The 12,494-nt window shown below is 36.8% G+C and carries 13 protein-coding genes and 1 pseudogene; 4 read left to right on the top strand and 10 right to left on the bottom strand.

Annotation, left to right across the window (positions count from 1 at the left end; genetic code table 11):
* Position 1: 1 nt before the first annotated feature.
* The 3 genes and pseudogenes from AMDU4_RS04725 to AMDU4_RS04735 all read right to left on the bottom strand — a co-directional run bounded on the left by AMDU4_RS04725 (position 2) and on the right by AMDU4_RS04735 (position 1,647).
* Complete coding sequence (locus tag AMDU4_RS04725; protein ID WP_021786838.1) at positions 2-319, bottom strand: helix-turn-helix domain-containing protein; 318 nt, start codon at positions 317-319, stop codon at positions 2-4.
* Positions 320-392: 73 nt separating this feature from the next.
* Positions 393-554 (bottom strand): annotated as a pseudogene (locus tag AMDU4_RS04730) (IS200/IS605 family transposase); the annotation flags it as partial.
* Between the two features lie 79 nt (positions 555-633).
* Complete coding sequence (locus tag AMDU4_RS04735; protein ID WP_021786840.1) at positions 634-1,647, bottom strand: TrmB family transcriptional regulator; 1,014 nt, start codon at positions 1,645-1,647, stop codon at positions 634-636.
* 357 nt (positions 1,648-2,004) lie between these two features.
* Between AMDU4_RS04735 and AMDU4_RS04740 the strand changes: the two genes are divergently transcribed.
* On the top strand, positions 2,005-2,208 hold the full coding sequence (locus AMDU4_RS04740; RefSeq protein WP_290704228.1) for a hypothetical protein: 204 nt from the start codon (positions 2,005-2,007) through the stop codon (positions 2,206-2,208).
* A gap of 1 nt (position 2,209) precedes the next feature.
* The gene (locus AMDU4_RS04745) at positions 2,210-3,208 is read left to right on the top strand and encodes an alpha/beta hydrolase (RefSeq protein ID WP_021786842.1); all 999 of its coding nucleotides are present in this window, start codon (positions 2,210-2,212) and stop codon (positions 3,206-3,208) included.
* A 416-nt stretch (positions 3,209-3,624) separates the two neighbouring features.
* Here AMDU4_RS04745 and AMDU4_RS04750 read toward each other — a convergent pair whose 3' ends face one another.
* The 5 genes from AMDU4_RS04750 to AMDU4_RS04770 form a co-directional block, all read right to left on the bottom strand.
* Positions 3,625-4,611, bottom strand: a complete 987-nt coding sequence (locus tag AMDU4_RS04750) for an ABC transporter ATP-binding protein (RefSeq protein WP_021786843.1) — start codon at positions 4,609-4,611, stop codon at positions 3,625-3,627.
* 8 nt (positions 4,612-4,619) lie between these two features.
* Positions 4,620-5,402, bottom strand: a complete 783-nt coding sequence (locus tag AMDU4_RS04755) for an ABC transporter ATP-binding protein (protein ID WP_021786844.1) — start codon at positions 5,400-5,402, stop codon at positions 4,620-4,622.
* Positions 5,383-6,354 (bottom strand): ABC transporter permease, encoded by a 972-nt coding sequence (locus AMDU4_RS04760; protein ID WP_021786845.1) that lies wholly within the window; start codon positions 6,352-6,354, stop codon positions 5,383-5,385. Before AMDU4_RS04760 ends, AMDU4_RS04755 begins: the two co-directional genes overlap by 20 nt.
* A gap of 4 nt (positions 6,355-6,358) precedes the next feature.
* Positions 6,359-7,363 carry an ABC transporter permease gene (locus AMDU4_RS04765; protein ID WP_021786846.1) on the bottom strand — a complete coding sequence of 335 codons (1,005 nt, stop codon included), beginning with the start codon at positions 7,361-7,363 and terminating at the stop codon, positions 6,359-6,361.
* 160 nt (positions 7,364-7,523) lie between these two features.
* Positions 7,524-9,332, bottom strand: coding sequence for an ABC transporter substrate-binding protein (locus AMDU4_RS04770; protein ID WP_021786847.1), 1,809 nt, complete (start codon positions 9,330-9,332; stop codon positions 7,524-7,526).
* A gap of 423 nt (positions 9,333-9,755) precedes the next feature.
* Between AMDU4_RS04770 and AMDU4_RS04775 the strand changes: the two genes are divergently transcribed.
* The gene (locus AMDU4_RS04775; protein ID WP_021786848.1) at positions 9,756-10,529 is read left to right on the top strand and encodes a HesA/MoeB/ThiF family protein; all 774 of its coding nucleotides are present in this window, start codon (positions 9,756-9,758) and stop codon (positions 10,527-10,529) included.
* On the opposite strand, the gene AMDU4_RS04780 is transcribed toward AMDU4_RS04775, so the two are convergent.
* Positions 10,524-11,294: a sulfite exporter TauE/SafE family protein gene (locus tag AMDU4_RS04780; protein WP_021786849.1), complete on the bottom strand. Its 771-nt coding sequence runs from the start codon at positions 11,292-11,294 to the stop codon at positions 10,524-10,526. The two genes, AMDU4_RS04775 and AMDU4_RS04780, sit on opposite strands and share 6 nt — an antisense overlap.
* 100 nt (positions 11,295-11,394) lie before the next feature.
* On the opposite strand from AMDU4_RS04780, the gene AMDU4_RS04785 reads away from it, so the two are divergent.
* The gene (locus AMDU4_RS04785; RefSeq protein WP_021786850.1) at positions 11,395-11,868 is read left to right on the top strand and encodes an NOB1 family endonuclease; all 474 of its coding nucleotides are present in this window, start codon (positions 11,395-11,397) and stop codon (positions 11,866-11,868) included.
* Position 11,869: 1 nt separating this feature from the next.
* Here the strand turns inward: AMDU4_RS04785 and AMDU4_RS04790 are convergent, their stop codons facing one another.
* A complete protein-coding gene (locus tag AMDU4_RS04790; RefSeq protein WP_021786851.1) occupies positions 11,870-12,451 on the bottom strand; it encodes a hypothetical protein in 582 nt (193 codons plus the stop codon).
* Between the last annotated feature and the right edge of the window lie 43 nt (positions 12,452-12,494).

Below are 12,494 nucleotides of genomic sequence, written 5' to 3' on the forward strand. Positions count from 1 at the left end.
TTTATTTTTTACCTTTTTCCTTTTCATTTATTCTTCTAAAGAAATTATCATATGCTTTGTCTAACCTATTTGCAACATCCTGAAGTACCTGTGAATATATATATTTATATTCAGGGAATTCTTTTTTTAACTCTGGTAATTGATTCTGCTGGTATGTATAATTAACATTTATATTATAATAAAAATCCTTCTTTAATTCATATGCCATCTTTCTCTGTTCTAACATTGCATTGTATAAATTATAGGATAAATCAAGAATATAATCTATCTTTTTGATTTGCTCTTTATTCGGGTATATTCTGAATTTATAAGCCCTCATGCCTTTTTGCCTCCTGTGAGTCTACATATTCTTTTAAAACATCTTGTATAATGATTTTAACCATAACACCATTATGGGAATGATCCTTATCGCATTCTATATCCAGTACATCAACATTGAATGTTTCTGATATTTCCCTTAAAAATACTTTCTTTCTGTATTTTACAACCTGAATAAAGTGGTAATACAAAGAGTACACTGAATGCTGACCCTTATCCAGATTATATGGTGACATAGTTGTATAATAACTTAATAGGCTATAAAATTTGCACTTTCATCCCCCCTCTAACGAAAGGGGACTTCCCGCTTATATGTTAAACCGCCCTTGTAATAGTTATATTGATCAATTTAATATCCTCATAAAGCGCCGATTTACCCCCTACAGAATATGTTTTACCTTCAGAACTTATATAAAATGTCTGTCTTTTTCCGTTAATGCGCTCCGTTTTAATGATATTTCCCTTAATTGTTATATCATTTTTTTTGCAGAATCCATTTAATTCACCTTTAAGGTTTATATTATTTTTAAGGTAATAATCTATTATATCGCACGCAAGCCATATATTTGTCAGCCGGTAATAAATAAAATCTCCTGGAGATTTAATATATTCCGATGGTGCCCATATTTCATAATAGAAATAATAGCTCAGGGCATGAAGGAGCTGATCCTCCTCCAGATATATGGCATAATCACCGTTGTCTAGCCCTCCCTTCAGATTTGATAATACCCATGTTCTGTCAACTAGAACCATTTCAAGCGGTTTTCCGTCTATGTATTTCAGTATGACTCCTTCGGTCACATTCAAAAGTTCCTTCTTTGGAGTATCATTAAATAACACTAAACCCACAGTTATTCCATTTTTTATCTGCCTTGGCAAAATCGTGCTTATATATTTATATGATTCGTGGGAAAGTGCCATTATAATTTCATTCCTTGCTGAATATACCATTGATTTTATCCTGTCCTGAACGTTTTTGTTGCCTTTCACAAACCATATATATGGATCTTTAAGAGGCACCGTTTCAACATGTTTTTCTATATAAGTGTCTAGCTCTTGCATGTAGTTATCCATCCATAGCATTTCCTTACGCATAACAGTATCAACAGGAACTGCTCTGTATAAATGCTTCTTGCCTGTAACAACATCTACGAATCCCTTTTCCTGCAAGGCATTAAAAAGATCATATATTCTTGGCTGCGGAACACCGGCGATTTTAACCGCTCCTGTAGGGGTATTAGGGCCATAAAGCAAAAGGACTCTATAAAGCTTTATCTCATAATTGGACAAGCCGAATCTTGAAAGACTTGAAAAAATGTCTTCACCCATATATTTTATATGATTATTTTATATAAGAATGTATTTATGCTATAGTGGTTATATAAAGTTGACACTATAATTTTATTTTATATCATTTGCTATTGAAAATACTAGGTATAGAAAATCACATGTGACCAAGAATGGTGGGATACTATGAAATTGCTGATATTAGAGGAATAAATGGGAATGTTATAACCAGATATGTCGGGGAAATGTATATTCCTCTATGTGTAGATGTCTGATTCTGAAATAAGGGATATACTTCATATAATAATAAAATGAAGGATAAAGATAGTGCAATACTAAATTAGAGCATTACAAAATAGGAAATTGGGTGGGGTTAATCATCTATTCCCCAGAGGGAGTATGGAAATATTTTTATTTAGCAATCACTATCTAATGCCAAAGGTATTCTGTAATAAACAGGGGAAATCAATCATTATAAAAGGAGTAGAAAAGAATATGAATACAAATATAAAAAAGGTCAAAATGATAACAGACAGCAAAGGATTGAAGTCCAGCGCCCAATTCCTCCCAACGTTTTCCTATGAGGTCTCCCTGGGGATGTAAGATGACAGATGAGATAAAGTTTGATCCAGAACTTAAAGCCGCAATAGAAGAAGGACGTGCACATACTAAAATGATTCTGGACGCTATTCAGTCATTCAAGGATCCAGATGAAAGGGCAATGGCACTTAAGAGAGCATTGCTGAAATTTGACTATTCAGACAATATTGGCAATACCCTGGAATTGAATGAAGCATCAGAACAGATCACCATCCCAAGGAGCAATTCTGGAGGCTCCATAAGGCTTAAGATTTACAGACCTGATTCACATGACCGGAAATTACCGTGTGTATACAACATTCACGGAGGGGGAATGATAGTTGGTAGTATTGATAACAGTGAGGCTCAGCTATCATCTCTTTCAGAGACTCTCGGGGCAATAATAATTGATGTTGATTACAGACTAGCCCCGGAAAACCCATATCCTGCAGGAGTGGATGACTGTTATGACGGACTGGTTTGGGTATGGAACCATGCTGACGATCTTAATATAGATTCTTCCAGGATAGGGCTATTTGGTGAAAGTGCTGGCGGAGGCTTGGCTGCGGCCACAGCTCTTAAAGCTAGGGATAGTGGTGGACCAGAGATACTGTTTCAGGCCCTCATAACACCAATGCTGGATGACAGAAATAATACACCATCCAGCCATATGTGTTCAGGCCTATGGCCATCATGGCCAAGGGAAATGAACGTTCTTGGATGGCGTGCCCTGCTTGGGGATCGTGTGGGAATGGATAATGTCTCACCCTATGCAGCACCGGCACGTGCCGAAAACCTATGTAATTTGCCATCTGCCTACATTGAAGTCGGAGGTATGGAAGTTTTCAGGGATGAAGACATATCCTATGCCAGGAGACTTATGGAAAATAATGTTCCAGTGGAGCTTCATGTTTATCCAGGCACATTCCACACATGGTATGCACAAGTTCCTGAGGCCACGGTGTCAAAACGTGCACTCAGAAACAGGATGGAATGGATTCAAAATCAACTGAAGAAAAAATAAAGGAGATTTTACGAAATAACCAATGGACAGACCCTGGTTGAAATACTAATCAATCAGTGCGCCCGTTTTAAACTTGAGTTACGGATGCCCTCGAAATCTCATGATGTGTCAGGCTCAGAGCGTGGAATATTTCGACCTCTATAGCGCCATTCTTTTCTGGGAGTGAATCAAGAGGCCTGTTTTACTATCATCACTTGTGTATGTTTCCCAGGGATAGTACACCCTTTTATCTATGTCTATGAGGTAATGTCTGAGTATGGGTCAAACACCTGAAAGTAACATAAAGGATGCTGTTTCTGCATAGGAATTGGTATGATTTTCCAGTATTCATGACATACCATTCCTCTCCATCATAAATAATTGGAGATCCATTGCGATGGTAATTATGAATGAGATGGAATTTCTCACTCACAATGTTATATTCTCTGTGCCCATGAAGGATAAAGTCTGCATCTCTGAAAGTGGTAAGCATTGTCCGCAGCTCTCAATTCAGGATGAATTCCGGTACATTCTGGTTCGGCAAAATTACATCTGGGAGAAAAATAACATCCCTCAGGTCTTGAAGTAAAATCTATGGTTGAACCCTTAATTATCATGCTCCTGTCTAATTTATGGCCTATCATTGGTATGCTTTTCATGAGCTGGTATGTATAGGGATGTGCGGGGTGTTCAAGCACATCAGCATATGTTCCCGATTCTACTATTTCTCCACCATACATCATGATTATTTCATCTGACATAGCGAAAAGTATGGATAAATCATGCGATATGAATATCATGGTTAGCCCCAATTTTTCCTGTATTTTTTTTATATCTGCAAGTATTTCATGCTCCACAAGAACATCAAGGCCGGTTGTGGGCTCGTCTAATATGATAAATTCTGGGGACAATAAAAGCGACATTGCTATTACAACACGCTGTTTCATTCCACCAGAGAGTTCGTGCGGAAAACTGTCAAGCACATTTTTATTTAGACGCACCAGTTCCAGTATTGATGAAATCTTTTCATCGAATTTGTCCTCATGCACATTATGGGCGATCATTACGTCATAAAACTGTAGGCGTATTTTTTTTACGGGGTTAAGTGCGTTCATTGCGGCCTGGGGTATAAAGGATATCTGTGTTCCACGAATTTGTCTCAGTTCGTTTGCCTTCATTTTGAACAAGTTATTTCCCTTAAATAAAATATCTCCTCCTGTGATTTTGCCTGGATATTTGAATGAATTATAGAGAACTGATGCAAGGGTGCTTTTGCCCGATCCAGACTCACCTGCTATACCGAGTATTATATTTTTTTTCACAGAAAAATTGATTTTGTTTAGTATAGGCACATAGCCATTTTCAGTTTCATATCCGGCATTTAGATTTTTTACATTCATCATTTGATAAGAATCATTGTACATTGTTACACCTATATTCTTTTGTAGGGGTTCGGGGCTGCTTCAATTAACTTTCTCGTATACTCCTTTGATGGATTATTTATTATGCTATCTGTATATCCTTCCTCAACAACTTTGCCATCCTGCATTACATATAGTCTATCTGTGATCATGCTTACAGTATTCAAGTCATGTGTAATATATATAATGCTTATGCCCAGTTTATCCTTTATCCTCTGGAGAAGCGTCAGTATCTCTATCCTTACTGAAACATCAAGCATTGAAACGGGTTCATCGGCTATGAGTATTTTCGGGTTTACAGCCAGAGCCCTCGCAAGATAAACTCTCTGTCTTTGGCCACCTGAAAGCTGGTGAGGGAATTTTGCCCTGTATCCAGGGTTAAGCGTCACCATATTCAGTAATTCGTTTATCCTGTCGTCTATATTGCCGTTGTATCTAGATAAAATGAGCGGGCGTTTGATATGCCACTCTACACTGTGATTTGGGTCCAGAGAGGCATATGGATCCTGAAATACCATCTGTATTTCTCTCCTGTATCTTTTTATCTGTTTTGAATTGTATTTGGTAATGTTCTCATCCATGAAGTATATATTTCCAGAGGTGGGTTTATATAAAAATACAAGGATTTTTGCCAGAGTACTTTTGCCGCTTCCGCTTGCACCCACTATTCCTATAAGTTCCCCATTTTCCAGGGTTATATCTATATTGCTTAAAGCCTGTATTTTGTCTGCAGCAAGCAATCCGTGCCTGGAAATGAAGGTTTTACTCAGGTTTTCAGTTCTCAGTATTGACATTTAAATCATCACTTATTTTCTTATTCTTTTTACTTTTTTTGCTGTCGAATCTCCTCAAAGAAGGATTTCCTATTTCGTCCATTCCAAAATTGAGGAGTATAAAGGAAAACATTAATATGGAAATCATAAAGCTGGGGGGAAGAATCCACCACCACATCCCTGTAAGATATGCTTCGTTGTTTATGGCCCAGTATAGCATTGTTCCCCAGTTAATCTGCAAGAGATTCCCTACTCCAAGGTATTCCACGAAGGTCAACCCCATGGTCCCGTACATTGCTGTGAAAAAGAAATTTGATATTATCACAGGAAATATGGCGCGGATTATCTGCCTAAATATTATGCTTAACCTTGATTCCCCTATTAATATCGACGAAAGGATAAAATCCCTTTTGGCAATAGATAGTGTAATAGATCTGAACGTCCTTGCACCAAACGCCCAGCCAGTTATTATGAGTATAAGTATGGTAGGCAGGTATCCCAGTGATTTATGAATTCCAAGGAAAAATGAACCGAATAGCATTATCAGCAAGACTCCTGGAATTATAAGGAATATATTTATAATGCCGGTTATAAATGTGTTTACCCGTTCTGATGCAAAGCCTGCAGAAATGCCTACGGCTATGGAAATTAATGTCCCAAGTATTCCAACAGCAAATCCCACCATAAGCGTAGGCGCTGCACCATAAAACAATTGTGAAAATACATCCTGCCCATATATGGTTGTTCCAAGAAGATGGGCATAGCTAGGGCCCAATCCTCCGGTAAATTCATATCTATTAGGATTGTATGGCGTAAAAAACTGCCCTAGTATCCCGAATATAATCAGCGATGCCAGCAATATGAAACCAGCTTTTGACTTATTATTGACAAGCAATATTTTAAGTGGTTTTACCATCTTGCCTGCTATTAATCTTAAATTTAAGGACTTCTTTGCATCACTCTGACTTTCCATAAAGTTATTCACTCTCCTGTCTTATTCTCGGATCAAAAAATCCGTAGAGTATGTCAACAATAAAATTTCCAACTAGCACTGCTATAATAACCATAAGGAAAATTCCCTGTATCAATGGGTAATCAAGATTGTCTATTGCCGTAATCATATATAATCCAACGCCAGGATATGAAAAAATTGATTCCTCTATGATAACACCGCTCACTGAAAGTCCCACAGACATAGCAAATCCTGTTAGATTGGGAAGTATGGCATTTCTATAAGCTATTTGATTTATCTGGTATTTTTTATAGCCTAAGTTTTCTGAGTAGTTTATGAAATCGCTGTTGACATTTGGTATAATGTTGTTCCTCATTCCAAGCTCCCATCCCCCAAGGGAAGTTAAAATAATAGTAAGTATGGGAAGTACAGAATGATACAATGCACTTATTATAAATGGTAGATTAAATCCTATATTCACTGAAGTACTGTATGCACCTCCAAGGGGAAACAATTTCAGGTCAAGTGAAAACATATCAAGCAGTATGAAAGCGAGAACGAATGCTGGAAATGAGGCCATAAACATGGCAAAAATATCAGTAAACAGATCTTTTGAAGAATTTCTATGTATTCCTGCGTATCTGCCCATTCTGTTTCCAATGAAGAATGATATTGTTATGGATGTTATAACAAGAAACAACGTCCATGGCAGTGCATTATAAAGTATGTATGACACTGGTTCCGGGAAAAATGCTATAGAAACGCCGAGGTTACCGTGCAGTAGGTCTGCAAGATAGTTATAATACTGAACATAAAGTGGTGCATTGGATATGCCGTATTCAGATTCCAGCTGATGAAGATATGTAGGATTGACGCTCCCGCCACCTTCTCTCAGTATTGTAAGATAAACGGTCTCGGCTGGATTTCCAGGCATAAGCCTTGGCAAAATAAAATTTAATGTGATTGCACCGTAAAGGACAGCAAAAAATGCAATTGTTTTTTTTAAAATATATTTATATGGAATAATCATGTTATTTCATCTCCCGATTTTAGCAAGTGGCTTCACACTTTTTTCACTACGTATACTAGTAGGGAAAATAATATTAGGAGAGTAATAATAAAGCTTTCGCTTTCTTTCATCTCCAAGCTTACGAAAGGAAAATTCTCCGTTATAAATGCTGAATCTCACGTTAATCCTTTTCCCTTCTTCTTTTCCTGTTGTATACAGTTAGCAATGACAATGCAACCAACACGGCTATTATCCCTCCGGCTATTTCATAACTTAGATAGGGGTTTGTTGCTTTTTTGATACCAGCAGTCGAGTAGAGATGAAGCATTACTATTTCCATGGGTCCGGGGTACCATGGCATCGGTATTCCATATGGATTATTCTGGTTCGGGAACCCCTGGATTGTAGTGTTAATATATTCATACCAATCTGCAGAATATACTAGTGGAATCACGGGCATCTGATTTAACATTACACTAGTCATATTATTTATAAGTGCTCTCTGACCGCTTGGGCTTGACGTTTTTGGAAATTGATTGAAATATGTCATGAAATTCGTTCCTGTGTAATTCCATCTTTCTTCATTTACACCTGTCGAATTGCCACTTGCCGTTGTCGAATTGCCAACAAGTCCTTGATAATCATACCATGGATTAGGCCCTATTCCTGTAACGGTTACCAGAGCCATTTGGAAGTTTCCAGAGGCAACATCACTCTGCACCTGGCTTAAAGTAGGTGTTGATATATGTACATTAATTCCTATCTTTGCAAGGTCTGATGCTATTATTGAAATATCTGTATCCCAATCTGTATATCCAGCAACGGACATTAAATTGATAGTTGGTACTTCCGTGCCGTTTGGCTCGTATAGCCTTCCATTCCTTCCAATGGTAAAGCCATGGTTTTTCAGTAAGCTCAGTGCCTTAGCTGGATTATACGCTGCAAGGCTTGCGGCTTCCGCCTTATTTGTGGAGTTAAGATACGAAAGCTGCTGCTGCAGTATGTTTGCGGCATTAGCCGGGCGTTCATACCCGTATTCTCCGACCTTACATATTTTAGTCCTGTTTATGGAAAGGCTTAACGCCTGCCTGAAATAACTCTGATTCATTGGGTATATATGATCGTTGGTTATCATGCTAACTGGCTGTCCAGGAGGGAACCAATAATGTGCATTGGGATTTTTCGATGTCAGAAGTGTGGTTATATTTGGTTCAAATGCAGATGTCCACTGAACCTTACCTTGCTCAAGGGCAGTTGTCAGAGCGCTCCCGCTTGTATAATCAACATAAACAACGTTTTTTATATGAGGTTCATTTGGCTGCCAGTAATGGGGATTTGCTGTCAGAACTATTTTCTGGCCGCTGAAGCTGCTAAGCACATAAGGACCTGTCCCTACTGGATTCTTTACAATCTGTGTGTTTGGTGATTTTACTCCCTGCCATAGCTGCTTCGGTACCATAAAAGTGCCTCCTATATAAAACAGGCATTGAGTATTTTCTTTGGTAAAATTAAAGTCCACTGTATACTGGCCTGCGGCCGATATATTCCCAATATTTGACCAATATCCATATAATGTCTTCTGCTCATTGAACATATATACAACATCGCTGGAATTGAACGCCATTCCGTTGCTAAATGTGACATTATGCCTTAAATTAAGAACGAGCTGCGTATTATTATTATGCCATGTATAATTTGTTGCAAGCCATGGTATTACTGTACCGTTGTATGTATTTATCTGCAATAGTGGTTCATAAATTAGTGACATTATGCCTGCAGGTGGAGACCATACATTAAACGGGTTAAAGTTGTCCACAAAGGCTGGCGTCGGTCCGGGGGATATATAAATAGTCCCCTGCTGGGCTATAGAAGAAGATGAGGGTGTGTTATTGGCACCCCTCGTATTTTGCAGTCCTCCATATAAACTTGTTCCCACCATTATTACAACTGTTATAACAACAAGGAACGAAACTAACTTTTTATTATTCATAGGTTTTCCCTCATAAAAGTAAGAATTTTAATTTATATTTAAAAGTTGAGTGTTTACTTTAAAGATTAGTATATAAAATTGTAAATTATCAAAACATTGACTATTATATTTTTACATATTAATTATGTTTTTCTGACAAAAACTATGATGGAAATTCAACAACCTGAAACTGTCAATTTTTATATCATTTCTTGAGGAAATTCAGTGTGCTATAATATCTAGAATTTAGTTCCAATATAAAGGTCATAATTTATAGAAGAGCCTTAAAAAAAGATGAAGTTAAACAACAGAAGGATGAAATACATAATTAGTTTTAATATAATGAATTTACAGTAAATTTATTATACTATCTTATCGCAGAATATAATAGAGAATATATAATCATGAATAAGATTATTTACCCTGTTTAATATTGATTAGATAATGGAAATGATACGGTACTCAAGACAAATAGTTTTAAAATATATTGGAGAGGACAATCAAAGGAAATTGCTGGAAAAATCTATCCTTATAGTTGGCCTGGGCGGAACAGGAAGCACCGCCGCGGAAATGTTTTCACGGCTCGGTGTGAAAAAGTTAATTCTTGTGGATCGTGATAAGATAGAACTTACTAATCTTCACAGGCAGATACTCTATGGCATGGATGATTTAAAAAAATACAAGGCAGAAACGGCTGCAGAAAAATTAAGGAACATTAATCCCGGTGTTCAGGTTGAATTTTATAATGAAACTTTTGATTCTTCAATGGCATGGCTGGTAAACTCCGTGGATCTTGTGTTCGATGGAACAGATAACATGACAACTAGATTTATTATTAACGATGCCTGTGACAAATATGGAAAACCATGGGTTTTTACCTCTGCAATAGAAATGTATGGTGAATTTAAGGCCGTGATTCCTGAAAAAACATCCTGTTATGCTTGCTTCAACAGTGAGCCGACAGAATTGCCGGCATGTGAGGTTTCCGGAGTATTGAACACAGTTCCTACCATAATTGCATCCTATGGAGTCAATCTTGCAATGAAAGTTTTGCTGGATTACAAAATAGACGGCAGTATTTACTTCATAGATGCTTTTAGTTTTGAAATTAACAGAATAGACATAGAGAGAAATAATAAATGCAGATGCTGCCATGAAAAAAATTATAAGTATCTTGGAAAGGAATATTCAGGAATAGGGAAATCAATACTTTTATAATACAACAATTTTTACTATTTCACTTATTACAACTATTATGAAAACTATTCCAAGAAAACGGTAGATATATTTCTGGTCTAGTTTATGGGCAAAAATTGAGAAATAGTACCCTGAGACAAGTGCTATTATACCTATTAATATTGCAGCCAGAAAATCAATATGCCCTATCCTGAAATAGCCTATGGCCCCGCTTGAAGCAGATAAAAACATTGCAAGTGTGGCAGTTCCGACCATATCCTGGGCTTTCATTGAGAAAAATACCATAATAATAAGCACAAACATAATGCCTCCACTTGTCCCTATTATCCCCGTAAGCATGCCTATGGGTATGCTTAGCAGAAATCCTATAATAATTGCCACACTCCTCTTTAGCCCTAATTTTTTAACGTTTTTTCTGTTAAGATTGTATGATTTCCTGAGAACATAATAACTCATATACGCCGTCATCAGGGTGAAGGCAATTTCCAGTGGAAGCACGGGTACTATTCCAGCTATAAGGGCTCCAAACTGTGCGCCCAGTATTGCACCAAAACCAAGAATTATTCCTATTCCCGGTTCCAGCGTTTTCTTCTTAAGATAGACGTATATTACAATTATGGTGGTTATCACATCAACAAGGAGGCTGGTACCTATTGCTGTTTTGAAATTAATGCCCATATATGAAAGAACAGGCACTACAACAAGTACCCCGCTGCTGCCGGTGATTCCTGTAAGTGCACCAACTGCAATCCCTATGATAAGTACGATTATGTAGAACAACAGCATATATTGAAAATTGCTGCTTAACTAAAATAAACTGTTAAAAACAGAAATTGTTTTATAATAAATTCAGGTAGTTTTATTACTATAAAGAATATTTTGTAATGTGGGTGAAAAGAAAAAATATATTATAGACACTTCGGCAATATTATCCGGCAAATTAAACATATGGGAAAATGATTATATATACCCAGATTCAGTAATAAAAGAGATAAGAAGTGGGTCTCTTGAAAAAATTCTTGAAGTGGCAGACATTAAAACGTGCAGCCCAGATCCTGAATATATAAAAATGGCAGGTGAAGCAGCATTAAAAACCGGTGACTATCATGTACTAAGTTCTACGGACATTGATGTCATTGCACTTGCCATTGAACTCAATGGCATAATAATAACAGATGATTATGCAATACAAAATGTTGCAAGGTACTGTGGAATTGAATACACAGAAGGAGGAATTTCAGGAATAAAAAAGAATATAATATGGAAATACAGATGCACCGGGTGCCATAAAATATACAATGAATATCGTAAAATATGCCCTGTGTGTGGACATGAAGTAAAACGCTATTCAAAAAAATAGGTTATCTGCGGTGCAGTTCATAATCTATGACGTCTATAATTTCCCTGATCTTGTCCTTATAAACAGAGAAATTATTATATAGATTTAAAACAACAGGCATCCATTCTATAAGATCTTCTGGAGGTATAAGTGTAACTTTATAATTGCTTCTGAATTCTTTAACGGTCTTTCCTGATGGCTCATGCATTACGATAAATTTTTTGTATATTCCTTTGTAAAACTCAAAGGGATCAAATACTGAGGGTTGAATTATAAAAAGATGTTCGAAATATTTTCTTGAAATCTCTACATGTGCAAACATCTTTCCATACTGTTTCCCATAATTGAATAACCTTATATGTAATTCCCATGGGAACGTTAATTCCCTGGCCATACTGTATTTTTCACCCTTGAAAAAACTTGGTGTTGCATCATGAAAGCCGTTTTTTATGAGATTTATGGCAATGCGATCCGTTGATTTTTCTGGAAAAAGCAGTGAAAATAATGATTCATCAGAAATTTTGTCTGTTTCAATATGTATATTTCTCCCGTCCTCCAGTACTATATTTTTTGGAAAATTTACGGTGACATTATGCATATCCATTATGGTTGATACTCCAGTGGTAAATTATTGTTTCCACATTTTT

This window comes from Ferroplasma sp. Type II (genome assembly GCF_000496155.1).